We start from the raw sequence: 24,659 nt of genomic DNA, 5'->3' as shown, positions 1-24,659 counted from the left end.
GATGTCCCATACCTCAGGGGTTCCCGAGACGATGCGGGCGAGCGTGCTCACCGGCATCGGTGAGATCGCCGTCGAGGAGCGGCCCGTCCCCGCGGTCCGGCCGGACGAAGTACTGGTCCGCGTCGCCGCCGTCGGAGTCTGCGGTTCCGATGTCCACTACTACCGCGAGGGCCGGATCGGCGACTTCGTGATCGACGGGCCGCTCGTCCTCGGCCACGAGGTCTCGGGCCGGATCGTCGCCGTCGGCGCCGACGTAGACACCGGGCGGATCGGCGAACGCGTCGCCATCGAGCCCCAGCGGCCCTGCCGGATGTGCGGCCAGTGCAAGGCGGGCCGCTACAACCTCTGTCCGCACATGGAGTTCTACGCCACGCCGCCCGTCGACGGCGCCTTCTGCGAATACGTCACCATCCAGGCCGACTTCGCCCACCCGGTGCCCGACGCCCTCTCGGACGAGGCCGCAGCTCTCCTCGAACCGCTCTCCGTCGGCATCTGGGCGGCGCGCAAGGCCCGTATCGTGCCGGGCTCCCGGGTGCTGATCGCCGGAGCCGGACCGATCGGTGTCATCGCGGCCCAGGCGGCGAAGGCGTTCGGCGCCACCGAGATCATCGTGTCCGACCCGGTGGCCGACCGCCGGGCCCTCGTGGAACGCTTCGGCGCCACCCGCACGATCGACCCCGTAGTGGAGAGCGTGCGCGATCTGGGCGTGGACGCCTTCATCGACGCGTCCGGCGCGACTCCCGCCGTGGTGAGCGGTATCGGGGCCGTACGCGGCAACGGTGTCGTCGTACTCGTGGGCATGGGGGCGGACGAGATCCCGCTGCCCATCCCGGTGATCCAGAGCAGGGAACTCGTCATCACCGGAGTGTTCCGCTACACCGACACCTGGCCCGTCGCGGCCCAGCTCGTGGCCTCCGGGCAGGTGGACCTCGACAGCCTCGTCACCGCACGCTTCTCCCTGGAAGACGCCGAGAAGGCGCTCAACGCGGACAAGACTCCCGGCAGCCTCAAGACGATCGTGGTGCTCTGATGACCGTTCTCGACACATTCAAGCTCAACGGCCGCAAGGCCCTGGTGACCGGCGGAAACCGGGGCCTCGGCCTCGCCTTCGCCACCGCCCTCGCCCAGGCCGGCGCCCAGGTGGCCATCGCGGGCCGGGACGCGAAACGCAACGCGCTCGTCGTCGAGCAGGCGGCCGAGCAGGGACTCACCTTCGTCCCGATCACCGCCGACATCACCGACGACGACGATGTCACCCGGATGACCGCCGAGGCGATCACCGCACTCGGTGGACTCGACATCCTCGTCAACAACGCGGGCACCTGCTTCCACAACGACTCCTGGCACGCCACCGACGACGAGTGGTCACAGGTCTTCGACCTCAACGTCCGCGCGCTGTGGAAGTGCAGCCTCGCCGCGGGCCGCCACATGACGGACGCGGGCGGCGGCTCCATCGTCAACATCGGCTCCATGTCCGGGCTCATCATCAACCGGCCCCAGTGGCAGCACGCATACAACGCGTCAAAGGCCGCCGTACACCATCTGACGAAGTCCCTCGCGGCGGAGTGGGCACCTGCCGGTATCCGGGTCAACGCGGTCGCCCCCGGTTACGTGAAGACGGAGATGGCCCCCGTGGACCGGCCCGACCTGCGGCGCTTCTGGATCGAGGACGCGCCTCAGCAGCGCTACGCGTCCCCCGAGGAGATCGCGCCGACCGTCGTCTTCCTCGCCAGTGACGCGGCGTCGTTCATCACCGGCTCGGTCGTGGTCGCCGACGGCGGATACACCGTCTATTAGGCCTGGCCGGACTCGCGGGACAACCGACGGCACCAGGAGAGAGAAGAGAGAAATGACGCGACTCATCAGCCGCGTGGTCGTGGCAGGCGTGGACGATGTGACGCTGGAACAGGTCCCGGCCCCTGTCGCCGGCCCCGGCGAAGTGCTCATACGGAGCACGGTCGTCGGAGTGTGCGGCTCGGACATGCACGCGGCCCTCGGCAAGCACCCGTTCATCGACCTGCCCTACCGCCCCGGCCACGAAGTCGTGGGAGTCGTCACCGCCACCGGCGACGGTGTCGCATCGGTGACCGTGGGGGACCGGATCGTCGTGGAGCCCAATCTGTACTGCGGCGAGTGCGCCCAGTGCCGGGCGGGCCGCTACAACATCTGCCAGAAGCTGGAGGTGTTCGGCTGCCAGACGCCCGGCGGCCTCGCGGAGCTGTTCACCATCCCCGCGAGCCGTGTCCATGTCCTGCCCGACACGATGACGGACACCGAGGCGGCGCTGATCGAACCGCTCGCCACCCCGCTCGGCGCCCTGGCCAAGGCCGGTGACCTGCGCGGGCGTACGGTGGCCGTCCTCGGCGCCGGCCCCATCGGGCTCCTCCTGCTGGTGGCCGCCAAGCACCGGGGCGCGTCAAGGGTCGTCGTGACCGATCTGCTGGAGAGCAAGCGCGCCCGCGCCCTGCGGCTCGGGGCGGACGCGGTGGTCCCGGCTGATTCCACCGACCTCGTGGAGCGGTCCGGCCAGACACTCGGCGGCCCCGCCGACGTGGTCTTCGACTGCGTGTCCCGAGGGCCCTCGCTGGCGCAGGCCGTCGATCTGGTGGCCAAGGGCGGCACGGTCGTGGTCGTCGGCGTGGGCGCCGCCGGCTCCACACCGGTACGTGTAGACCTGATCCAGGACCGGGAGATCCGGCTGGTGGGCAGCCTCATGTACGTCGCCGACGACTTTGGCGAGGCGATCTCCCTGATCGGCGCCGGCGTGGTGGACATTGCGGAGTTCGTGACGGCCACCTTCCCACTCCACGACGCGGACAAGGCGTTCGCCGCCTCGTGCGACCCCGAACAGGTCAAGGTGCTCGTCACCGTGTCCGGGGGCTGAGGGAGAACCGATGGACATGGACACGGACAAGACCTGGCTGGCGGTCGGCCGAGAAGTGGGTGACCTGCTCGGGGACGTCGACGAGACCTCGTTCGACGCCGTCGTGACGGAACTCCTCACTCCGGGACGGCGCTGGTTCGCGACGGGACAGGGCAGATCGGGCCTTGTGGCGTCGATGACGGCGATGCGGCTCATGCACCTCGGCCAGAACGTACATGTCCTGGGTGAGGCAACGGCGCCCTCCGTGGAATCGGGAGACGGACTGATCGTCATATCGGGCTCGGGCGAGACACCCGTGTCCGTGCACTACGCCCGCCGGGCGAGGGCCCACGGAGCTCGCATACTCGCGGTGACCGCCCGACCGTCGAGCACCCTCGTGGAACTCGCCGACGTCGTGCTGCGTGTACCGAGCCGGGACACCGCACAATTCAGCGGCAGCCTCTTCGAGCAGGGAGCACTGCTCGTACTCGACGCCGTGGTCATGGCACTCACCGCGGGCCGCGAAGGTGAGCACGCACGCATGCAGGCCCGGCACACCAATATGCAGTGAGCCGCCCTGAAGATCGCGAACAGCCACGAACAACGGAGTCAATGAGCGGGTGGCATGAGCGGTCCTCGACAAGTCGCGCCTGCACGCGGACATCGTCAAGGAGTTCGGAGTCACCGAAAGCTCGGTGAGCCGATGGGCCCCGCAACACCGGAAGTGGTCGACCCCGCACTCCACGCGATCATGATCGAGGAATCCGCCCATCCTTCCTGTCGCTGCGGGCTGTTGCTGGACCGGTTGAACCGGCGTAGGTGCAGCCCCTGGTGGCGATAGCTGACGCCCACGGCATGTTGTCACCGACCGAGTAGCAGCCGTGGAGGGACCGAACCGCCCACCGGCCGCATGCCGACACCGAGTTGTCGGCGCCGGCTGAGCGCCTTCAGCGGCCTGAACCTACGTGCAACGATGACTTCGGGAGCCGTTTGTTCGTGAGTAGCCCTGGACTCTCGGTGGCCGGAGCAGCGCAAGCCGCAGTGGCGCCATCATCCAGACCGGAACGGAGTCCTACCGCCTCGCCCACACCAAGGCTGCCCAGGCCGAACACGCGGGCGGCGGCAGACGGCACGAATGACTGCGCCTCCTTGTCGGTGGTGAACTCGGCTCAGGAGTTGAGGCGCCGAGGTGCATGCCGGCATGAGCAGGCCACGGAGGCCTGGGGTCGGGGCACTGCTGGTCGCACTGCAGCCGACCGTGCCGCTTCTTGAGGGGGCCATCGGTGTGGTCCGGAAGGCGGTGGGCTCGGTTTCGAAGTGCGCTCGGCATTGGGTCTCGCTGGAGGCCCTCGTGCCGGTCGTCGGGGAAATGGTGCGTCAGACAGGACCCGCCCCACGGGTACGCCCCGCTCGTCCTTCCTGGCTGGTGGTCAGAGGGCGAATGCTTCGGTCAGGCGCACGCTGTAGCCGTCTTCTTCCATCAGGATGACGGTGACGCCGAAGGGGGAGGGATGGTCGAGTTCGAGCGGGATAAAGGAGTAGTCGACCGCGGCCTGGACCGGCGGGACCAGTTCGCCGCCCGGCTGGGGCTGGGGTGCGGGGAGCCACTGCGGTTCGACCGTGGCCAGGCCCTCGGGGGAGCGGGCGAGCGACTGCTGGGTGTAGGGGAACTGGTGCAGTGTGTGGCCGTCCTTCGTGGCGTGCACCAGGTTCAGGCACGGCGCCGGGCCGATGACCGGCAATTCGCAGGCGGTGGCGATGTCATGGGTCTCCCAGGCGAGGACGATTTCGTCGGCGCCGGCCGCCGCGGCGATGTTCGAGAGCTGGGCGATTCCCGTGAGCGCGTCCTTGCCGGTCTCGACGGGACGTAGCCAGATCAGGCCGACCAGTTCACCGCGGACCAGTGGCATGATGACCGGCCGGGGCACCGCCCCCTCGCCCAGGCCTGCGGTGTACGCGTTTTTCATCGATGCGGCCAGTGCGTCCCAGGTCTGTGTGTCCACGAACTTCCTCTCACCCACAGCATGTTCACGATCGAGCCGACCCTGCTACGGCAGCCGCGCCGCCGCTGGCGATTGAGACCAGCCCGGTGGGCCAGCGTATGCGGCGATGTCAGTGCTCCGGCACACGGCTGGAGGGGAGAGGCATCAGCGGCAGAAGCGGGTGGTCCGGAACTTCTATGCCAGCGCGTCCTCGTCGCTTGGCCCCCTCTACCCAGCGTCACAGCTTCACACAACGAGGGACAGATCCCACGACGAGTGACACAGCCAGGCGATCTTTTCCGAGTCGCGGGCACCTCCGCCCGGCTTCGGGTTGTGGTGCAGGAAGCGGCCCGCGTACGGCTCGCACAGCTCCGCGTACTCCTTCGTGTGCAGGACGAGCGCGTGCATGCCGAGGTCAAGGAGGGCTGTCTGCGGGCGGCGCGGGCCCCGTCCTTCAAGACGGGGAGAGTCACCGCTCGTCTGTCATGCCCGGAGCGGGTAGGCGGCCCGGACTCGGGCCTTCTACCTTGCTCGCGGCATCAGTCGCCTGGGGTAGGCCGCAACCGCAGCGTCAGGATCTGGAACGGACGCAGCGTCACTTCCACGCCGTCGTCGGCGCGTCGGTGGCTCGTCGGATCGTCGAGGGGGCGTTCGAGCAGGTCCGTCGCGGTCACCGAGGCCAGCGGGAACACGGTGGTGAGGGTGGCGCGGGCGCGTGTGCCACGGGACTCGTAGAGGCGTACGACGATGTCGCCCGAGCGGTCGTCGGCGAGCTTGACAGCCTCGACGACCACGCCCTCGTGGCTGACCGTGACCAAGGGGGCGACCGTCGAACCGCCCGGCACCGCGCGTTCCGGGAGGTTGAAGTGGTAGCCCTCACGAGTCGCGTCGGAGACCTCCGCGCCGATCAGGAACGCGTAGCCGAGCCGGTGCGTTCCCTGGTCCTGGTCCGGGTCGGGGAAGCGGGCCGCCCTGAGGAGGGAGAGCCGGACCGTGGTGGTTGTACCCCCGTCGGGGCGGATGTCACGGGTGACGTCGTGTCCGTAGGAGGAGTCGTTGAGCAGGGCGGCGCCCCAGTCGGGTTCGCCGACGTGGAGGAATCGGTGCGCGCAGACCTCGAACTTGGCGGCGTCCCAGCTGGTGTTGGTGTGGGTGGGCCGCTCGACGTGGCCGAAGGGGATCTCGGCGGTCGAGTGCGCGGCTCGCACGTCCAGGGGGAACGCGGCTTTGAGCAGCTTCTCCCGCTCGTGCCAGTCCACCACCGTGTCGATCACCAGACGCCGGGAGCCGGCCGGCAGTGAGAGGCTCTGTTCGATCCGTGAGTCCCCGAAGACCCGGACCACCCGGACGCCGTCGCTGGTCGGCGTCACCGACTGTGCCTCCGTGAGGTCGCGGACGGTGTTGCGGTAGAACACGTCGATGTCCCAGGCGTCCCACTGATTGGGGAAGTCCTGGTGCAGTTGGAGCAGATTGCCGACCGCACCGGGCGCCAGGGCTTCCCGGCCGGCTGCGTGGTCGTACGCCGAAGTGATGAGCCCGCGGCTGTCCACCACGACCCGTATCACGCCGTTGTCGAGGACGAATCCGTCCCCGTCCGGCACCGGCGCCACCGGAGCCTCCGGCGACTCGGAACGCGGAGCGGCGCCGAACGCCGCGACACCGCCGCGTGTGTGGGGTGCCGCGTTGAAGACCACGGACCCGTTTCCCGGCCCGGCCAGCGCCCGTTGCGCTACTTCGATCAGTCCTTCCAGCTCACGGGCGACAGCCGCGTAGGTCTCCTCCGCCTCGCGGTGCACCCAGGCGATCGACGTCCCGGGCAGGATGTCGTGGAACTGGTGCAGCAGTACGGTCTTCCACAGCCGGTCCAGTGCCTCGTACGGGTAGGGCTGCCCGTGGCGTACGGTCGCCGTCGCGGCCCACAACTCGGCCTCGCGCAGGAGGTGTTCGCTGCGCCGGTTGCCCTGCTTGGTGGCGAGCTGGCTGGTGAGGGTGCCGCGGTGGAACTCCAGGTACAGCTCGCCGGACCAGACTGGGGCGCCGCCGTTTTCTTCGTACTCGGCGTGGGCGCGCTCGAAGAAGTCGGTGGGCCGCTCGATCTCGATCCGGGCCGAGCCCTCCAGATCTCTCAGACGTGCGGCGCGGGAGAGCATCTCGCGGGTGGGTCCGCCGCCTCCGTCGCCGTAGCCGAACGGGATCAGGGAGTGGTTGGCGGGGCCCTTGTCCTGGAAGTTGCGCACGGTGTGGGCGACTTCGGCGCCGGACAGCTCGCCGTTGTAGCTGTCGACGGGCGGGAAGTGGCTGAAGATGCGGGTCCCGTCGATGCCCTCCCACCAGAACGTGTGGTGCGGGAACTTGTTGGTGGTGTTCCAGGAGATCTTCTGGGTCAGGAACCAGCGCACCCCGGCCAGCTTCATCAGCTGCGGCAGGGCCGCGTTGTAGCCGAAGGTGTCCGGCAGCCACATCTCCTCGGTCTCGACCCCGAACTCCTCCAGATAGAAACGCTTGCCGTGGACGAACTGACGTACCAGCGCCTCGCCGCCACTGATGTTGGTGTCGGGTTCCACCCACAGGCTGCCGGTCGGCAGGAACTGTCCGGTCTTCGCCTTCTCCTGGGCCCGCGCGTACACCTCCGGCCGGTGTTCCTTCAGCCAGGCCAGCTGCTGTGCCTGGGACATCACGAACTTGAACTCCGGGTGGTCGTCCATGAGTTGTGTGACGTTGGAGACCGTCCGGGCGACCTTGCGGACCGTCTCGCGCAGTGGCCACAGCCAGGCGGTGTCGATGTGCGCGTGCCCGACTGCCGAGATGCGGTGCGCGCTGGCATGCGCGGGTGCTGCCAGGGCGGGGGAGAGGAGGGCTCGTGCCGCTTCCGCGCTGCCGCCGACGTCCTGGAGGTCGATCGCGTCCAGAGCCCGGCCGACTGCTTGGAGTATCTGCCAGCGGCGCGGGGAGTCGCCGGACAGTTCGTGCATCAACTGCTCCAGGACGTCGAGGTCCTGGACGAGTTCATGGACGTTGCGGTCCAGGACGGCGAGGTCCAGACGCCGCAGCCGGTACAGGGGTTCGCCCGGAGCGTCGCCGCCATCGCCCAGCCAGGGTGCGCGTCCGCCCACCGGGGTGGGGCCGAAGGTCAGCTCGTCGGGTGCGGTGTGCATGACGACCGGATTCGCCGCGGCTTCGATGAAGGCAGTGAACTCCTCGCCGCCGTCCGCCCGTTCGGTGACGGGAACCCAGGTGTTGCGCGGGTTGAGCGCCTTCACCGCGGTGCCGTCGGCGCGGTAGACCAGCCCCTCCGCGGAGAAACCGGGGGAGTGGGTGGAGAAACCGAGGTCCAGTACGGCCTCGACCGTCTCGCCGGCCCATTCCGCGGGGATCGTCCCGCTGACCTTGAACCAGCTCGTCGACCAGGCCGGTCCCCAGCGGTCGCCCACCCGGGCCGGACGGTAGGGGGCGGCCAGGCCCTCGCGCACCGCCACCGGTTCGCCGGACACGTTCCAGATCTGCACGTCGAGGCAGACGGACCGGGCATGGACGGCGGGCCGGATCCGCTCGTTCAGAACGCGGGTCAGCCGCTGTTCGATGACGTCACGGTCGTTGTGCATGGGTGTCTTTCTCCGTACGGGTGGGGGAGTCAGCCCTTGAGTGCGCCGCCGAGGGCGAAGCCGCCGCCGAGCTTGCGGGACAGCAGCAGATAGAGCAGGACCACGGGCAGTGAGTACAGGAGGGAGAAGGCCGACAACTGCCCGTACTGCGTCTGGTCGTGGGCGCTGAGGAAGGTGAACACGCTGACGGAGGCCGGGAGTTTCTCCGGCGACAGCAGCAGGATGAAGGGGACGAAGAAGTTTCCCCACATGCCGATGAACGTGAAGATGGTGACCACGACGACGCCGGGGCGCATCAGCGGCAGCACCACCCGCCACAGCACCTGCATGGTGTTCGCGCCGTCGATCCGGGCGGCCTCTTCCAGGACGACGGGTACGCCGTCCATGAAGTTCTTCATCAGCCAGATACCGAACGGCAGTGCCGAGGCGGCCAGGAACAGGGCCGTGGCGGGCATCGAGTCGATCAGGTTGACCTGCACGAACATGCTGTACACCGGGATCATCACGGCGGTGATGGGCAGGCCGGTGGAGAACAGGATCGTGTAGAGGAAGGGCCGCCGCACCCGGGAGCGGTAGCGCGAGAGCGGGTAGGCGGCGAGCACGGACACCACGACGGTCACCGCGGTCCCGAAGCCGCACAGCAGCAGGCTGTTGAGCATCGGCCGGTAGGTGGTGTCGATGTTGAGGACCGCGTCGAAGTTGTCGAGCGTCAGCGACGAGGGCATGGTCAGCCGGAAGGAGTTGGTGTTGCTCACCGAGGCGAGCAGCATCCACACCAGCGGCAGCACGTACAGCGCCGAAACCGCCAGCAGCACGGCGTTGATCACGACGCGGCTCGGCCTGAAGCGACGGCTGCGGCGAGGGGTGACGGTCTTCGGGGCAGCGTGTCCGGCGGACGTGGCGGGGGGCGTGGCGACGGCGGCCATCAGTCGTCCTCCAGTTTCAGCAGCCGGATGTACACGACGGAGAAGAGGGCGCCCACCACGAGCAGCACCAGGGCGATGGCGGTGCCGTAGCCGATCAGGCTGTTCTGGAAGGCCTGCTGGTACATGAAGATCGGCAGCGTCTCGCTCTTGTTGCCCGGCCCGCCGCGGGTCATGGTGTAGATCAGGCCGAAGACGGAGAGCGTCTGGAGCGTGATCAGCATCAGGTTGGTCAGGATCGAGGGCCTGATGACCGGCAGGACGACCCGCCACAGCCGCTGCCAGGGGTTCGCACCGTCCATCTCGGCGGCCTCCGTCAACTCCTGGGGCACGTCGTTGATGGCGGCGGTGAAGACCATCATCGAGAAGGCGGTGCCGCGCCAGACGTTGGCCAGGCACACCGCCAGGATCGGCATCGTGTACAGCCAGTTCTGCGCCGGCAGATGCAGCGCGTCCAGGAGCGAGTTGAGCGAGCCCTGGTCGTAGAAGAAGGCGTACATGAGGTAGCCGGCGACCACCTCGGGCAACACCCAGGCGGCGATGACCACGCCGTTGACGAGTGCCCGCACCGGCTTGGTGGCCTTCTGCATCAGGATGGCCAGCGCCAGCCCGAACGTGTTCTGGCCGATGACCGCGGAGCCGACCACGAACACCAGGGTGAGCTTGACCGCGTTGAGGAAGTCGCTGTCCCGGAAGGCCCGGGTGAAGTTGTCCAGGCCGATGAAGCGGGCTCCGGAGGCGCCGGTGAGCTGCATGTCGGTGAACGCGTAGTACACGCAGTACGCGATCGGCCCGGCCAGGAAGACGGCCAGCAGAACCACGGCCGGCAGCGTCGGCAGCCCGCGCAGCAGCGTGCGGACGGCGCGGGCGGGCGCCTCACGGGACGGGCGGCGAGTGCCGGTCCCGCGAGGCGCCGAGGCGAGGGCGGTCACGAGCTGCCCTCGGCGGTCTTGTCGTCGCCCACGGCCGCCTTGACATCGTTATCGAAGGTTGAGGCGGCCTTGTCGACGGAGGCCTGACCGGTGGTCACGGACTCCATCGCCTTCTGGATCGCGGTGGAGACCTGGTTGTACGCGGGCAGCCCGGGCCGGTAGTGGGTGTCGGTGACCAGTTCGGTGAAGAACTTGTTGGTGGGCACCGAGGTCAGATACGAGGCGTCGGCGGCGACGTCCTTGCGTACCGCGATCGTGGCGTTGACGGTGTTCCACTTCGCGGAGTTGGTCTTGGTCTGGAGCGTGCCCGAAAGGAACTTCCAGGCCAGGTCGGCGTTCTTGGCCTTGGCCGGGATGGACCAGGCCCAGCCGCCGGACATGCTGGTGCTGCCGGGTGCCTGTCCGTTCTGGGTGGGCATGGCGGCGGTGCCCATCACCTTCTGCCAGTCGCTCCACGGCTTCGCGGCGGAGTCGCTCCAGTTGTTGGGCATCCAGGAGCCGTCGATGTCCATCGCGAGCTTGCCCGCCGGGATGAGTTCGGTGCCCACAGTGGTGCCGAAGTTGGCGCCCAGCGCCTGCTCCTTGGCCGGGCCGAGCCCCTCGCTGTATACGCTGTGTACGAAGTTCAGGGCGTCCTTGAAGCCCTGGCTGCCCACGACCCACTTCTTCTGGGATGCGTCGTAGAGCGACTTGTCGCCGGCCGGGGTCCCGTACAGGAGCATCTCGAAGCCCTGCATGGAGGACGCCTCGCCGCCGGCCTGGCCGGTGTAGAGGTTCAGCGGGGTGACACCGGGCAGCTTCGCCTTGATCTTCTTGGCGGCGCTGAGTACGTCGTCCCAGGTCTTCGGCTGCCAGGGGACGGAGATCCCGGCCTTCGCGAAGAGCTCCTTGTTGTACCAGATCCCGCGGGTGTCCGTGTTGTCCGGTACGGCGTAGACCTTGCCGTCGGAGGACCCGGTCACCGCGCTCTTGGCGGCGTCGGCGTACTGCGACCAGTCGCTCCACTTCGCCGTGTAGGCGTCGAGGGGCTTGAGATAGCCGCCCGCGATGTCGGAGTTGATCAGCGCGGTGTCCTCGTAGACCAGGTCGGGCGCCGTCGCGGGGGAGCGCATCATCAGCTGGATCTTCGTGTAGTAGTCGTTCTCGGAGGCGGTCACGGGCACGAGGGTGACCTTGGTGCCCGGGTTGGCCTTGGTGAACTCCTTCACCATCGAGGCGAGGAAGGTGGCCTGGAGCTTGTTCGTGCTGTCCAGGTTCTGCCAGTAGACGACTTTGATCGACTTGGCCGAGCTGCCTGACGAGCCCGAACCACAGCCGGTGACGGCCAGGGCGGTGGCGGCGGTGAGGGCCGCAGCGGTGACGATTCTCGAGCGCACAGTGGTTCCTCCGGAATGCGAAACCTGAGGGAAAACCGAGAGTTTGACCGGACGGGAGGGCAGGCCGACGGTGCCCCACGCTCGGCGCCGCCCTGCGCTGCCTGGCCTCGATGGCCGGATTTGGTGGGCGTCAGCTAAATCCATTTGATGGATGAAGTCAATGCTTCGAGTGTGTAAACTTCCGCCACTGGCGGACCCGCGGTATGCCACCCGAACGGCCCCGCGGCCGGGCCGAGGGGGAGTGGGGCTGACGTGAGGGGCTCAGGTGACTGACAGGTGACGATGCTCAGCGGGACGAACCTGCCGCGGGTCGGCGGCTACAACCAGGCCGTCGTGCTGGACGCCATCCGGACCACGGCACAGGTGAGCCGGGTCGAGCTGGCCGAGCTCACCGGCCTGACCAACCAGACCGTCTCCAACGTCGTCCGCAAACTGCTCGACGCCGGCCTGGTGGCCGAATCCGGCCAGGCCCCCTCCAGCGGCGGCAAGCGCCGCACCCTCCTGTCCATCCGGGCCGACGGAGCCTGCGCTGTCGGCGTCCACCTCGACCCCGAGGCCGCGGTGATCGTCGTGGTCGACCTGGCCGGCGGCGTGATCGGCGGACGCCGGCTCCGGCTCACCCACGCCGGGGACCCCGCCGACGTCGTGGACCGGGTCGCGCGCGCCGCCGGGCGGCTCGTCGACCGCACCGGCGTCGACCGCGCCCGCCTGCTCGGGCTCGGCATCGCCGCCCCCGGACCGCTCGACGGCACCACCGGCGCAGTCGTCTCCCCGCCGAACTTCCCGGGCTGGGGCCGGGTCCCCCTCGCGGACATGTTCGGCGAGGCCACCGGCCTGCCTGTCGCCCTCGACAACGACGCCACCGCCGCGGCGATAGGCGAACGCTGGATCGGCGGTGCCGAGCGGGCGGGCAGCTTCCTGTTCATCTACTTCGGCACCGGCATCGGCGCCGGCATCGTCCTCAACAACACCGTGCTGCACGGCGATTCGGGCAACGCCGGCGAGTTCGGCCACATGGCGGTGGAACCCGGAGACCGCGTCTGCCACTGCGGCGCCCTCGACTGCCTGGGCCCGTACGTCAGCCCGCCCGCGATCATCGACGACCTGCTGTCGCTGCACGGCCGGGACGCCGCCGACCGCATCGGTCTGACCGGCACGCCCGACTCCGTCCACCACGACTGGAAGGCCCTGCGTCGCGCCGCCCGCGGGGGCGACCCGGACGCCTGTGACGTCGTACGCCGTGCCGCGCGCCGGATCGGTGAAGCCGCACGCGGCGCCGCCAGCCTCCTCGACGTCAGCCGGGTCGTCCTGGGCGGCGAGGCGCTGCGCGGCATCGAGCCGATCATGCGGGAGGAGATCGAGACCGCCGTCAACCGCACCTCCGTCGCCCGTACGATCCGCTCGGTCGCCGTCGAGCAGAGCGTCATCGGGGACACAGTGGGTGCGGTGGGGGCGGCGTCGCTGGTGCTGCACGGCAACTACGCACCGGGATGGCGGATGCTGACGGACACCTCAGGGTGACATATGGGCGCCGGCCGTCCTTCGGCGGTCGCACGCAGCATGGGTAATCCGTGGACCTGAGGGGCGAGCGGCGACGACCGGGAGGATGGCGGGCATGGACTTGGCCCGGCGGAGCTTCTGCTTGTCCTCCAGCACGGCTGGCACCTGGCCCTCCGCGTCCGTCAGGCGGGGCCCGGCTCGCTACCGGAATTCATGCGCAATGCATCGGCCTTCAGGCCGGTGGTGAAACGAATCTGATGGTGGCGACGCGGAACCTCGCGGATTCCTGTCCGGCGGAGCCGCATATTGCATGGTCACCGCCCATGGCGCGGAGCGCCGTGACGGCCTGGTCCCGGCGAAGCCGGGACGGTGCTCACACCGGCCGGTTCTGCTGTTCGATGTACTGCTTGACCACGGAGAGCGGGGCTCCGCCCACACTCCCGGCGAAGTAGGACCCCGACTACAGCTTGTTGGCCCGCCAGTAGTGCCGCACCAGATCGGGGAACTCCTGACGCAGGCGGCGGGAGGAGACGCCCTTGAGGGAGATCCGCTGCCGCGGCGAACGCGCCGTCGCCACCCTCAAGACCTGGAAAGTCCTGACCACGCCGCGCTGCAGTCCCTCCCGGACGAACGCACTGGTGCAGGCCATCCTCGTTCTCCACCACGTCGAAAACCCGACCTACCAAGGATGCGAAACGCTCCGCCATGCCGACCGACCCGAGTGATGAGTTTTCGCGCCCGCACCCGTCACACCTACGACGGGACACGACGAGGCGGAAGGATGACGTGATGAGTGCGGACACGCGGCTGGACGAGCTGGGCGTGAGCGGGCTGGGCGAGGTCGACGAGCCGGCGTTCTCGGGGCTGGCGGAGCGGCACCGGCGGGAGCTGCACGTGCACTGCTACCGGATGCTCGGGTCGTTCGAGGACGCCGAGGACACCGTGCAGGAAACGTTCCTCCGTGCCTGGCGGCGGCGGGAGACCTTCGAGGGGCGGTCGACGTTCCGGGCCTGGCTGTACCGGATCGCCACCAACGCCTGCCTGGACCTGCTCGCCAAGTGCCGCCCGGAGCCTGCGACCGGCGGCGAGGTGCTGTGGCTGCAGCCCTACCCGGACCGGCTGCTCGACGAGCTGCCCGCGGGCGACGCGGACGAGCCGGAGACCGTCGCCGTCGCGCGGGAGACGATCGAGCTGGCCTACCTGGTCGCAGTCCAGCACCTCGCGCCGCGCCCGCGGGCCGTGCTGATCCTGCGGGACGTGCTCGGCTGGCCGGCGAAGGACGTCGCGGAGCTCCTCGGGGACTCCGTCAACTCCGTGAACAGCGCGCTGCAGCGGGCTCGCGCCGGCATGCGGGAGCACCTGCCCGCCGAGCGGCAGGACTGGACCGGCGGCGAACAGGACGCCGGGACGCGCGAGCTGGTGCGCCGCTTCACCGAAGCCAGCGTCGCGACCGACGTCGACGGGATCGCGGCCATGCTGCGGGACGACGTCCGGTGCTCGATGCCGCCCACGCCGGGCCTGTACATCGGCCGCGACGCGGTGGTGAACGACTGGGTCGAGAGCGGCTTCGAGGGCATGAAGGGCCTGCGCGCCGTCCCCACCTCCGTGAACCGGCAGCCCGCCGTCGCCTTCTACCTCTGGCAGAAGCCGGAGGGCGCGTACCTGCCGCTGACGATCGACGTCCTGCGGATCACCGGCGGGGCGATCGCCGAGATCGTCACGTTCCACGACGACCAGTTCCCGCGGCTCGGGCTGCCGGAGCGCCTGCCGGCGGACGGCACGGAGTAGTCCCGGTGCGGATGCTCGCGCTGCGCGGTGGCGCGCGTGTCGCGGTGGTCGCGGCGGAGTGGCGCGACGCGTTCGGCGTCGTCACCCGCGGGCGGGTGCAGCTGGAGCTGCGCGACGGCGAGCCCGGGCCGGTCCTCGGACGCGACGCCGGGTTCTGGCTCCGCGGCACCGGCGTCCGCGCCCTGCGGAACCCCGGCCGTCGCACGGCGAGGGTGCGCATCGTCACCCCCAGGGCCAGGACCGTCACATGCCAGTCGACACCCCGTACGCCAGTTGCCGAATGATGGAGGAACGACATGAACAGAGCGTCTGGAACGCGGCCGGTACGGAGTGAGTGTGAGGCTTTCCGTCCCGGGCGCGGTTCAAGATCCGAGGGGTTCTTGGGCGCCTGAAATTCAATCCTCTGCTGCATCGTTGAGCGTTACGTTCACGGACCATGACCCTGGCACGGCCGCCCTTCTGCGTTCGGATGGACCACAACGAGCCTGCCCGCTACGACGGTGTCCCCCCGCCATCTTGGCGGGGCCTTGCAGAGGTTGGGTGGCACAGCACTTCTCGCGTGACGACGATAGTGCGGTGGAGGTCTGCCTCCGGCTGCGAATGGTGCTGCTTCCCGGGAGACGGCCTATGACGCACTGGTCGGCGCAGATGGCATGCATCAGCTCGACGTTGTCGATGCTCTCCTCGGATGGCCGGAGCCCGAGGATGGCGAGTACACGCGTATCGGAGGCGATCCTGAGGGGGACCTCGCCCGAATCCTGGACGCCGCGGGATCGGCCCACCGAGTCAACGACGCCGAGAACGGGTTGGAAGAACGCATCGTCCCCACCGTCCGTGAGGCGGTGGGCCAAACGATCGACGATGCGTCGACCGCCACGGCCCCAGGGTCCGCAGCCGATCACCTGACGCTCTCCTGGCAGGCCGCGTATGGGCTGCACCCGGACCCTGTACGGGCGTACGGCGAGGCGATCAAGGCAGTCGAGTCTGCCGCACCCGCCGTCGTGGAACCAAACAACAGTAAGGCGACGCTCGGCACCATGATTCGCGTGATCCGCGACTGGTCCTGGCGCGGACTCACCGCGTACGCGATCGGCTTCGCCGCGGAGATCCCGTTCATGGTCCTCGCCGACCCGGGCGGCTGGCAGTACACCGGCCCGGGAGCCCGCCAACTGGCCGGCATCGACATCGCCTGGGTCGTCGGCCTGGTCGTCACGTCGCTGACGTACCTCATCGTCACGCGTTCGCTGAGACCGAGCTCGGCGACGGGCAGAGCGGAACTGACCGAGGAGGACCAGCAGGAGGCGACGGGCATCGTCGTGCAGACCAAGCAGGAGGGTGTCGGAGGGACCTCCCACCCTGCCCTCGGCCCGCACGCAGAGTTACCGGGCACCCGTTGTCGCCTCGTCGACCAGGCGGCGGAGCCAGAGGTGAGCGGGGTCGTCGGTCGCCGTGGCGTGCCAGATCGAGCTGACGGTGTACTGGGGCATCGGCAGGGGCGGCGCGGCGGCCGTCAGGCCCAGGGCGTCGGCGTACACGGTGGCCGCGTGGGTGGGGAGGGTCACCAGGGCGGGCACGGTTCCGAGATGGAGCGCGGCTCCGGCGAAATGCGTCGTGGAGGCGACTACCCGGCGGTCGAGTCCGCGTGCTTCCAGGAGGTCGTCGACGATGCCGCGCCGGCCGTCGTAGGAGATCAACAGGTGCGGGTGAGCCAGGTAGTCGTCCAGGCCGATCGGGGTCCGAAGCGACAGCAGGCGCGGGTTGAACAGGCAGGTGTAGCCGGAGGTGAACAGGTCCCGGGTGCGGTGGTCGGTGCCGTGTGCGGGGGCGGCGGCCACGCCGAGGTCGACCTCGCCGCGGTCGAGCAGGTCGGCGACGGTGTTCCGGTTGGCCTGCCGTACGGCGAGCCGGATGCCCGGCAGGCCGACCGTGGCGGCCAGCAGACGGGGCAGGAGCGCCGCCTCCAGGTCGTCGGACATTCCCAGGGTGAAGGTGCGCCGAGCGGTGGCCGCATCGAATTGGTCCCGGTCGGTCACGGCGCCGTGGATCAGCCCGAGCGCCGGGCCGATGCGGCGGGCCAGTTCGACGGCGCGCGGTGTGGGCTCAACACCACTACGGGTCCGGGTGAACAACTCGTCGTCAAAGAGCCTGCGCAGCCGGCCGAGGGCGGCGCTGGCCGCGCCCTGGCTCAGGTGCAGGGCGGCGGCGGCCCGGGTGACGCTGCGCTCGCGCATCAGGGCGGCGAAGACCACCAGGAGATTCAGGTCCGCCTTCCTGAATTCGGTTTCATAAATGTCGATCATCGTAATGATTAGTTTGCCATATAGCTGGGCGGGTGTGCATCGCTGAGGGGAGCGGCTGACTCGTTCCGTGTCGGTTCGCGTTCCGCAGCTGAAAGGAAGAAGGCGTAATGACTGTTTCCACAGACAGGTTCGACCATGGTCTGGCGTGGGAGGAGCTACAACGACACCCAGGCGTTCCGCGTCGGGAACGAGATCTACGTCTCCGGCCAGCTCGCCCACGACGCGCAGGGCCAACTGATCGGTGAGGGTGACTTCGCGGCACAGGCGAAGGCGACGTTCGCGAACCAGGGCAAGGCGCTGGAGGGACTCGGCGCGACGCGTGACCAGGTGGTGGAGACGACGGTCCTGGTCGTCGGGCTCCGCGAGAAGTTCAACGCGGTCTCCGAAGCGCACCGCGGATACTTCGGCTCGCACCGCCCCGCCAGCACGTTGTCCGGCGTTGTCGAGCTGGCGCTTCCCGGCCAACTGTTCGAGGTCACCGTGAAGGTCCGGCTCGACCTGCCGGCATGACCCGAAGGCGGGGACGACCCAGGCCGCCCCGCTTCGACGTGCCGCGGGTGCCCGCCACCTGCAGGTTGAGGGCCTCTCTAGTGCCGTGACCGGATAGGTCGACCGTGTTGTGATCCCCCTGACATGGCACCAGAGCAGACTTGCCTGACCACGATGCGAGTCGCGTCGCTCCGGGCGCTGCCCGTGTCAGTGGCACCCACTACATTCCCGGAATGGTCGAACTGGACTCCCTCCCCGCCACCCGCGACGCCTACGACGCCGTCGCAACGCGCTACGCACAGCACTTCGCCGACACTCTGCGCGACCGGCCGCTGGAGCGTGCGCTGTTCGCCGCGTTCGCCGAGTCGGTGCGCGCTGGTGGTGAAGGCGAGGTCGCGGATCTGGGCTGCGGACCCGGGCATATCACCGCTCATCTACGGCGGTTGGGACTGCGTGCCTTCGGTGTCGACGCGTCGCCCGCGATGATCGGGCTGGCCCAGGAGGCCAATCCGGAGCTGCGGTTCGAGGTGGGCTCGATGGCGGCGCTCGACATCGCGGACGGCGCGCTGGGCGGGGTGCTTTCGCGATCCTCGATCATCCACATCCCACCGCAGGACCTCCCGACCGTGGTCGCGGAGTTCGCCCGGGTCCTGGCCCCTGGCGGTCACCTGCTGATCAGCTGCTTCGCCACCGACGACTCCGCGATCCCCACGCAGTCCTTCGACCACTCGGTGATGACGGCCTATCGCTGGTCGCCCGACCGCCTGGCGGGGCTGCTGCGTGATGTCGGCGTGAGCGAGATCGCCCGGGTGCTGTGCGAGCCGAAGCCCACCGACAAGCGGCAATTCCAGGAGCTGCAATTGCTGGCGGCCAAGAACTAAGCGGCTCGGGCGAAGTTGGCTGCTGGTTGGGTAGGGCTCCTGTGGGAGGGACGCCGTGTCGAACATCCTCCGCATCGAGTTGACTGCCGATCAGCGTCGCGAGTTGCGCGAACTGCTGGTTCGGCGGGATCTGACCCGCTACACCCGGCAGCGGGCGTAGTGCATCCGCCTGCTCGACCGCGGCAAGACCGCCCCCGAGGTCGCCGACCTGCTGGAGTGCAACGTGGTCACGGCCCGCGCGGCGGCCCACCGCCTCCACGCCGGCGGGGTCAAGGCACTGCCGGACGCCCCACGCCCGGGGCATCCGGCCAGGGTGCTCGGCGACGACGACCGCGCCGCGCCGGCACGGCTGCTGGACGTCTCCGCCGCGGAAGGGATCACCTGGACCGTCCCGGCACTGTGCGACTGGCTGCGCGAACAGCGCGGAGTAGAGATCTCCGCTGACTGGCTGTGGGAGCTGCTGCGCCGTGACGGCTTCCGCTGGAAACGCACCCGCGTCACGGTGCGGCACCATGCCGACCCCGTCCTCCAGCAAGCGGCCCGGGCCCGGTTGGAGGACTTGCGGACTTATGGATGGAGGCGCACGCGGGCGAGCGCGACCTGATCTTCCTGGACGAGTCCGGCTTCGCCCCGACCATGCCCACCGGCTACACCTACTCGCGCATCGGGCAGCGGGCGGCGGTGCCCCGCGAGGACACCAAGAACCGCCGGGTCAACGTGCTCGGCGCCCAGATCGTGGGCACCACGCCGGACCCTCTCTGGCAGCCCACCTGCGGGAAGATCGACGCCGGGATGCTGCTGGAGTTCGTCTGCGCGGACCTGGCCGGCCTGCCCGGTGGGGCCGCAGCCCTGGAGCTGGCCGCCGACGGCCTCGATGGACAGCTGCCCGTCTGGGCACGCTCGCGGCCGTGCACCGTGGTGCTGGACAACGCCTCAGCGCACACGGCCGAGGCATTCAAGGGCCGCCGCAAGCAGCTGACCAGGATCGGGGTGGAGCTGTTCTACCTGCCACCGCGCAGCCCGGAGTTGAACGACATCGAGTTGGTCTGGCGCCAGGCGAAGTACCAGGATTACCCGCAACGCGCCCAGACCAGCACCGACGCCATCGGCAAGGCCGTCGACCAGGCCATGAACCATCAACGCGACCGGATCCGGCAGTCAGCAACGAACCGCATCCAAGCCGCTTAGAGCCCGCACAGATAGGCGAGGGGTACCCGGGCAGCGAGGCGAGAACAGCTCTCCGTGATCATGGAGTTGCGACACTCTGTGATCACTGGGGGACCCGTGCCTGTGCTTCCATCATGGCTGACCGACCCGCTCTGGGACCAATTCACGGTGCTGCTGCCCGAACGCCCGACGATCGATCCGTCTCACCCGCTGGGTTGCCACCGGCCCCGCATTAGTGACCGGATCGTGTTCGACAAACTGCTGCAGTTACTGCGCTTCGGCTGCTCCTACCAGGCGATCGGCGACACGACCTGCTCGGCGACCACCATCCGCAACCGCCGCGACGAGTGGATCCGGCTCGGCCTCTTCGCCCGCCTCAAGCAGATCGCGCTGGAATCGTACGACCGGATCATCGGGCTCATGCTCGACCAGATCGCCATCGACGGCTCCATCATCAAAGCGCCCGGCGGCGGCGAGGCCGCCGGGCGCTCACCGGTCGATCGCGGCAAACGAGGGATGAAACGCTCGGGTATGACGGATGGTTACGGAATCCCGCTCGGCCGGGTCCTGGCCGGAGCGCACCGCCACGACTCCCCACTGCTCGCGCCGACCCTGAACCTGCTCGACGACCTCGGACCGCTGCCCGACGACATCACGGTGCACCTCGACGCCGGTTACGACTCGGACAAGACCCGCGCCGAACTCACTGCCCGCAACCTGCACGGTCGCATTGCGCTCAAGGGCGAGAAGGCGCCGATCCAGGCCAGTCAGCGGTGGCACGTCGAACGCGCCCACGCCTGGCAGAACGCCTTCCACCGCCTTGCCTGCTGCTACGAGTGCCGCGCGACCGTCATCAACGCCTTCTTCGACCTTGCAGACACGATCATCACCGTCCGAAGCCTGCTGCGCCGAGCCTGGACCACCCACCGCTGGGGCGCCCGTCCCCGACGCCGCCCATGACTGATCACCAGGGCACGGGCGCTCCGTCCCAGGAGAAGAAGCCACCGGTGGGGCCGTCATCCGGCAGCAGGGCCAGGCGGAGAGCACCCTGCGCGGCCTCGGCCGGGTCACCGCCGGCAGCGGCGGCCCGGGGATTGAGATCAGTGGACCGCAGGCCGGGGGCGAGCGCGTTGACCTTGAAGCCCTCCCCGGCCAGCGTCTGAGCGTAGAAGACGGTGAGCGCGTTGAGGGCGGCCTTGGACGACCGGTACGCGGCAGCGCCACCGCTTCCAGGGGTGAACTGGGGGTTGGGGTTGGTGCTCCAGGTCAGCGACGCGGTGCCGCTGGAGACGTTGACGATGCGCGGGCGCGGGGACCGGCGCAGGGTGGGCAGGAAGGCATTGGTCACCGCCAACACCCCGAACACGTTGGTCTCGTATGTGCGCCGGAACTCCTCGACGTCGGTGTCGGCCGGCGGAGCGAGTGATGGTGAAATGCCGGCGTTGTTGACCAGCACGTCCAGGCGGTCCACCTGAGCTGCGGCCTGTGCGATGCCGCCAGGATCCGTCACGTCGAGGACCAGCAGGCGGGCCCCGGCGCCGATCTCCTCGACGGCCCGCTGCCCGCGCCCGCGGTCGCGGGAGCCCACGTACACGGTGAGACCCTCGGCGGCGAGCAGCCGGGCGATATCCTTGCCGATGCCCTTGTTGGCACCGGTGACCAAAGCTGTGCGTTCGTTCATGGCGACCACACTTCCCTGGTCGTGGCTGCCCTGCCAGGGACAGCCTGTACCAGGCAGTGGGAGGAGGCGACATGGCGCGGCAGGAGCTGGCCCGCTTCCTGCGGGAGCGCCGGGCGGGCCTGAGTCCGCACGAGGTCGGCCTGGCGGTGACGGGCACCGCCCGCCGCACACCAGGTCTGCGCCGCGAAGAGGTGGCGGAGCTCGCCCACATGTCGGTCGACTACTACACGCGGCTGGAGCAGGCCCGGGGGCCGCGGCCGTCGGTTCGGATCCTGGACGCGCTGGCCCGGGCGCTGCGGCTCATGCCCGCCGAGCGCAGCCATCTGTTCCGCCTGGCGGGTTCGAGCGCGCCGCCTGGCATCGGCGCCGTGCGGCGGGTGCGCCCGCACGTGGCCCGGATGCTAGAGCGGCTGCCGGAGACCGGTGCCATCGTCACTGATGCGGCGTACGGCGTCGTCGCCTGGAACCCCCTGGCCCAGGCACTGCTCGGGCGCGATCTCGGAGGCGGGACGACGAACCTGGCCCGGCGCCGCTTCCTGGGCCAGGGGCGGATGTACGAGAGTTCCAGCGCCGAGGAGTTCGGGCACATCGTGGTGGCGCGGCTGCGCCGGGCCGCGGACCGCTACCCGCATGACCCGCAGCTGGCCGCCCTGCTGGCCGAACTGCACGCCGGCAGTGAGGAGTTCCGGCAGATCTGGCAGGCACGTCCGGTCCACGCTCCCGGGCACCGCACCAAGACCCTGGACCATCCAGAGGCCGGTGCGCTGCGGTTGAACTGTGACGTCCTGCTCGTGCCCGAGGATGACCAGGAGGTCGTCCTGATGACGGCCGACCCCGGATCACCTGCCGCGCGGACCCTGCACAGGCTGGCCAGGCAGGCGATCTGAAACTAAGGATGCACACAGGTCTCTCCAGCGGTCACAGAGCGTCGCAACTACACATTCACTGGAGCCAGTGCCCACCTCGATGCTGAGGCTTTCCACGCCGCCTATCCGCGCGGGCTCTTAGTCGCGCTTGGGCCAGATCGGGCCCTGGTCGGTCCAGATGACGCCCTTGTTGCGGCACAGGCAGAAGGGGTGGCCGATCGGGTCGGTGTAGATCTGCCAGCCGTATCCGTTTGGGCCGATGAAGTCCTGCCTCAGCGTCGCGCCGAGGTCGAGGACGCGGCGCTGCTCGGACTCGATCTCGTCCACTTCGAAGTCGAGGTGGAACTGCTTGGGGTGCTCGCTGTCGGGCCACTGCGGAGCGCGGTAGTCGTCCACCCGGATGAATGCCAGCTCGATCTCGCCGAACTGGATGCCAGCCCAGTCCTCGGAGCTGCCTTCCTTGATCGGACGGCCCGTCACCTCGGAGTAGAAAGCCGCCAGCTTCATCGTGTCCGGGCAGTCGATAATGAAATCGGTGAGTCGCAGCATCCCGCGATCTTGTCACGAGCTCACACCCGACTTCGAGACAGGCCCTGAGCAGCTCCGCTGAGGGGCGGGAACAATAAATTCCTGGGGGCTTCACCCCCAGACCCCGACCTACGCGTCCTGGGCCAACCCGATCGAGGCCCACTTCGGGCCGCTGCGGCAATTCACCGTTGCCAACTCCAACCACCGCAACCACACTGCTCAGACTCGGGCCCCGCACGCCTACCTTCGCCGGCGAAACGCCAACGCCCGCCACCACGCCGTCCTGGCCGCCGAGCGCAGGGAACGTGCCCGCATCCGCAGCGAAAAGGGCATCCGCTGGGGCGGACGCCCCCTCGCCGCCGCAGCCTGAGTGACCCGGCGAACCTACACGGTCAGGGCACTAGATTGGCTTCATGAATGTTGATCACTCAAAAGATTAGTTTGCCGGATGAGCGTCGTGGTTCCTACCGTCGAAGCATGACTTCTGCCTCTCCTGACTCCCGCCGCACTGTGACCGTCGCCGTCGCCCAAGCGGCGGCCCCGTTGTTCGACACCCCGACCGCAGTGACCCGGGCCGAAGAACTCATCCGCGAGGCCGCAGTGACCCACGGTGCCGAGGTCGTCGTGCTCCCCGAGGCGTTCCTCGGCGGCTATCCCAAAGGGCTGGACTTCGGCATGACGGTCGGCAGCCGCACCCCGGCCGGCCGCGACCTGTTCCGCCGCTACCACGCCTCCGCCATCGAGATCCCCGGCCCGGAGGTCGCGGCCCTGGCCACCGTCACCCGGGAGCTCGGATGCCACGCCGTGGTCGGCGCGGTCGAACGCCAGGGCGGCACCCTGTACTGCGTCGTGCTCTTCTTCGGCCCCGACGGCTACCTGGGCCTGCACCGCAAGCTGATGCCCACCGCCGCCGAGCGCTACCTGTGGGGCCAGGGCGACGGCTCCACCCTCCCCGTCATCGACACCGGCAGCGCCCGCATCGGCGCGGCCATCTGCTGGGAGAACTACATGCCGCTCTTCCGTACGGCGATGTACGCCAAGGGCGTCGACCTGTGGTGCGCGCCGACGGTGGACGACCGCGACGCCTGGCAGGCCACCATGCGGCACATCGCGCTGGAGGGCCGCTGCTTCGTCCTCAGCGCCAACCAGTACCTGCGTCGCGACGCCCTCCCGGCCGACCTCCACCCCGTCCAGGGCGACGAGCCCGACACGGTCCTGATCGGCGGCGGCTCCGTCATCGTCTCCCCGCTCGGCGAGGTCCTGGCCGGGCCGCTGCGCGACGGCGAGGGCATCCTGACCGCCGACCTCGACCTCGACGACCTCACCCGCGCCCGCTTCGACCTCGACACCACCGGCCACTACGCCCGCCCCGACGTCTTCACCCTCCACGTCGACGAGTCACCCAAGACCACCGTCACCAGCAGCTGACCCGCCACTTCTCTGTCAAGTTCTGCGTGTTGAGCTGAGGTGCCTCTCTTCAGCAGCCGGCCATTCGACAGTGCGCTGGACGTGTTGAAGGATGTTGACGGAGCCTGCGAGCGACGGCATGATGACCGACTGCGTGGCCTACGCCGAACCTCCCGCGACCGTCCCCAGCACGGTCTCCCATCGGAGGCAAAGGGACCAGCGTCTCAGGTCGTTGTTGCAGCCCGATCGCCTCGGGCGAGGTTGCCGGGGAGCCGTCGCTCAAGGCGTGGAAGGCCGCGATGACAGCCCGTAGGAACTTCAAGCACCAGGTGCGTGCCCGCGCCGCCAAGACCGGTGAGTCCTACACGTCCGCC

Annotated in this window: 23 protein-coding genes and 3 pseudogenes; 16 read left to right on the top strand and 10 right to left on the bottom strand. The window is 69.1% G+C overall.

Annotated features, from left to right (window positions below):
• Window position 1 precedes the first annotated feature (1 nt).
• Genes IG08_RS0145065 through hxlB form a run of 4 tightly spaced genes read left to right on the top strand, consistent with a single transcriptional unit; the run spans window position 2 to window position 3,434 of the window.
• On the top strand, window positions 2–1,030 hold the full coding sequence (locus tag IG08_RS0145065; RefSeq protein WP_106981142.1) for an NAD(P)-dependent alcohol dehydrogenase: 1,029 nt from the start codon (window positions 2–4) through the stop codon (window positions 1,028–1,030).
• Complete coding sequence (locus tag IG08_RS0145060) at window positions 1,030–1,797, top strand: SDR family NAD(P)-dependent oxidoreductase (protein WP_030617775.1); 768 nt, start codon at window positions 1,030–1,032, stop codon at window positions 1,795–1,797. The genes IG08_RS0145065 and IG08_RS0145060 overlap by 1 nt, the downstream gene beginning before the upstream one ends.
• A 52-nt stretch (window positions 1,798–1,849) precedes the next feature.
• Window positions 1,850–2,884, top strand: coding sequence for a zinc-dependent alcohol dehydrogenase (locus IG08_RS0145055; protein WP_030617772.1), 1,035 nt, complete (start codon window positions 1,850–1,852; stop codon window positions 2,882–2,884).
• Between the two features lie 10 nt (window positions 2,885–2,894).
• Window positions 2,895–3,434 (top strand): 6-phospho-3-hexuloisomerase, encoded by a 540-nt coding sequence (hxlB, locus tag IG08_RS0145050; protein ID WP_030617759.1) that lies wholly within the window; start codon window positions 2,895–2,897, stop codon window positions 3,432–3,434.
• Between the two features lie 859 nt (window positions 3,435–4,293).
• Here hxlB and IG08_RS0145045 read toward each other — a convergent pair.
• The 6 genes from IG08_RS0145045 to IG08_RS0145020 all read right to left on the bottom strand — a co-directional run bounded on the left by IG08_RS0145045 (window position 4,294) and on the right by IG08_RS0145020 (window position 11,678).
• Entirely contained in the window at window positions 4,294–4,866 is a 573-nt protein-coding gene (locus IG08_RS0145045; RefSeq protein WP_030617757.1) for a hypothetical protein, read from the bottom strand.
• A gap of 225 nt (window positions 4,867–5,091) precedes the next feature.
• Window positions 5,092–5,253: a glycine-rich domain-containing protein gene (locus IG08_RS60380; RefSeq protein ID WP_158812354.1), complete on the bottom strand. Its 162-nt coding sequence runs from the start codon at window positions 5,251–5,253 to the stop codon at window positions 5,092–5,094.
• A 131-nt stretch (window positions 5,254–5,384) separates the two neighbouring features.
• On the bottom strand, window positions 5,385–8,447 hold the full coding sequence (locus tag IG08_RS0145035) for an alpha-mannosidase (RefSeq protein WP_030617754.1): 3,063 nt from the start codon (window positions 8,445–8,447) through the stop codon (window positions 5,385–5,387).
• 29 nt (window positions 8,448–8,476) lie between these two features.
• Window positions 8,477–9,373 (bottom strand): carbohydrate ABC transporter permease, encoded by an 897-nt coding sequence (locus tag IG08_RS0145030; RefSeq protein ID WP_030617751.1) that lies wholly within the window; start codon window positions 9,371–9,373, stop codon window positions 8,477–8,479.
• Window positions 9,373–10,302, bottom strand: a complete 930-nt coding sequence (locus tag IG08_RS0145025) for a carbohydrate ABC transporter permease (RefSeq protein ID WP_030617749.1) — start codon at window positions 10,300–10,302, stop codon at window positions 9,373–9,375. Before IG08_RS0145025 ends, IG08_RS0145030 begins: the two co-directional genes overlap by 1 nt.
• Window positions 10,299–11,678 carry an extracellular solute-binding protein gene (locus tag IG08_RS0145020; RefSeq protein ID WP_030617745.1) on the bottom strand — a complete coding sequence of 460 codons (1,380 nt, stop codon included), beginning with the start codon at window positions 11,676–11,678 and terminating at the stop codon, window positions 10,299–10,301. The genes IG08_RS0145025 and IG08_RS0145020 overlap by 4 nt, the downstream gene beginning before the upstream one ends.
• A 282-nt stretch (window positions 11,679–11,960) precedes the next feature.
• Between IG08_RS0145020 and IG08_RS0145015 the strand changes: the two genes are divergently transcribed.
• Entirely contained in the window at window positions 11,961–13,199 is a 1,239-nt protein-coding gene (locus tag IG08_RS0145015; protein WP_030617743.1) for an ROK family transcriptional regulator, read from the top strand.
• A gap of 352 nt (window positions 13,200–13,551) precedes the next feature.
• On the opposite strand, the pseudogene IG08_RS55020 reads toward IG08_RS0145015, so the two are convergent.
• Window positions 13,552–13,722, bottom strand: a pseudogene (locus IG08_RS55020) (IS200/IS605 family transposase); the annotation flags it as partial.
• 1 nt (window position 13,723) lies between these two features.
• On the opposite strand from IG08_RS55020, the pseudogene IG08_RS58040 reads away from it, so the two are divergent.
• From IG08_RS58040 to IG08_RS55015, 3 genes and pseudogenes are all read left to right on the top strand, one after another.
• Window positions 13,724–13,903: pseudogene (locus IG08_RS58040) on the top strand (hypothetical protein); the annotation flags it as partial.
• A 64-nt stretch (window positions 13,904–13,967) separates the two neighbouring features.
• A complete protein-coding gene (locus tag IG08_RS0145005; protein ID WP_030617740.1) occupies window positions 13,968–14,966 on the top strand; it encodes an RNA polymerase subunit sigma-70 in 999 nt (332 codons plus the stop codon).
• 5 nt (window positions 14,967–14,971) lie between these two features.
• A complete protein-coding gene (locus tag IG08_RS55015; protein ID WP_030617737.1) occupies window positions 14,972–15,250 on the top strand; it encodes a hypothetical protein in 279 nt (92 codons plus the stop codon).
• 1,095 nt (window positions 15,251–16,345) lie between these two features.
• On the opposite strand, the gene IG08_RS0144990 is transcribed toward IG08_RS55015, so the two are convergent.
• The gene (locus tag IG08_RS0144990) at window positions 16,346–17,266 is read right to left on the bottom strand and encodes a LysR family transcriptional regulator (RefSeq protein ID WP_043456734.1); all 921 of its coding nucleotides are present in this window, start codon (window positions 17,264–17,266) and stop codon (window positions 16,346–16,348) included.
• Between the two features lie 135 nt (window positions 17,267–17,401).
• On the opposite strand from IG08_RS0144990, the gene IG08_RS0144985 reads away from it, so the two are divergent.
• The 5 genes from IG08_RS0144985 (at window position 17,402) to IG08_RS0144960 (ending at window position 20,763) form a co-directional block, all read left to right on the top strand.
• Window positions 17,402–17,776 carry a RidA family protein gene (locus IG08_RS0144985; RefSeq protein ID WP_030617730.1) on the top strand — a complete coding sequence of 125 codons (375 nt, stop codon included), beginning with the start codon at window positions 17,402–17,404 and terminating at the stop codon, window positions 17,774–17,776.
• Window positions 17,777–17,988: 212 nt separating this feature from the next.
• Window positions 17,989–18,636 carry a class I SAM-dependent DNA methyltransferase gene (locus IG08_RS0144980; RefSeq protein ID WP_030617728.1) on the top strand — a complete coding sequence of 216 codons (648 nt, stop codon included), beginning with the start codon at window positions 17,989–17,991 and terminating at the stop codon, window positions 18,634–18,636.
• A gap of 223 nt (window positions 18,637–18,859) precedes the next feature.
• Window positions 18,860–19,240: a winged helix-turn-helix domain-containing protein gene (locus tag IG08_RS0144970; protein ID WP_030617724.1), complete on the top strand. Its 381-nt coding sequence runs from the start codon at window positions 18,860–18,862 to the stop codon at window positions 19,238–19,240.
• Complete coding sequence (locus tag IG08_RS56155) at window positions 19,210–19,824, top strand: transposase (protein WP_052425147.1); 615 nt, start codon at window positions 19,210–19,212, stop codon at window positions 19,822–19,824. Before IG08_RS0144970 ends, IG08_RS56155 begins: the two co-directional genes overlap by 31 nt.
• A 96-nt stretch (window positions 19,825–19,920) precedes the next feature.
• The gene (locus tag IG08_RS0144960; RefSeq protein WP_030617718.1) at window positions 19,921–20,763 is read left to right on the top strand and encodes an IS5 family transposase; all 843 of its coding nucleotides are present in this window, start codon (window positions 19,921–19,923) and stop codon (window positions 20,761–20,763) included.
• Window positions 20,764–20,767: 4 nt separating this feature from the next.
• Here the strand turns inward: IG08_RS0144960 and IG08_RS0144955 are convergent, their stop codons facing one another.
• Window positions 20,768–21,484 (bottom strand): SDR family oxidoreductase, encoded by a 717-nt coding sequence (locus IG08_RS0144955; RefSeq protein ID WP_030617716.1) that lies wholly within the window; start codon window positions 21,482–21,484, stop codon window positions 20,768–20,770.
• Window positions 21,485–21,555: 71 nt separating this feature from the next.
• Here IG08_RS0144955 and IG08_RS0144950 point away from each other — a divergent pair, with 71 nt between their 5' ends.
• On the top strand, window positions 21,556–22,371 hold the full coding sequence (locus IG08_RS0144950) for a helix-turn-helix transcriptional regulator (protein WP_030617714.1): 816 nt from the start codon (window positions 21,556–21,558) through the stop codon (window positions 22,369–22,371).
• A 117-nt stretch (window positions 22,372–22,488) separates the two neighbouring features.
• Here IG08_RS0144950 and IG08_RS0144945 read toward each other — a convergent pair whose 3' ends face one another.
• Window positions 22,489–22,899, bottom strand: coding sequence for a VOC family protein (locus IG08_RS0144945; protein WP_030617710.1), 411 nt, complete (start codon window positions 22,897–22,899; stop codon window positions 22,489–22,491).
• Window positions 22,900–22,999: 100 nt separating this feature from the next.
• On the opposite strand from IG08_RS0144945, the pseudogene IG08_RS61860 reads away from it, so the two are divergent.
• Window positions 23,000–23,248, top strand: a pseudogene (locus IG08_RS61860) (IS630 family transposase); the annotation flags it as partial.
• 107 nt (window positions 23,249–23,355) lie between these two features.
• Window positions 23,356–24,306, top strand: coding sequence for a nitrilase-related carbon-nitrogen hydrolase (locus tag IG08_RS0144940; RefSeq protein WP_030617708.1), 951 nt, complete (start codon window positions 23,356–23,358; stop codon window positions 24,304–24,306).
• Window positions 24,307–24,659 lie beyond the last annotated feature (353 nt).

Origin of the sequence: Streptomyces fulvoviolaceus, assembly GCF_000718165.1 — a bacterium.
GTDB lineage: Bacteria > Actinomycetota > Actinomycetes > Streptomycetales > Streptomycetaceae > Streptomyces > Streptomyces fulvoviolaceus.
The sequence above is the reverse complement of the archived record's forward strand: the minus strand, read 5'-3'. Positions and strand labels throughout refer to the sequence as shown.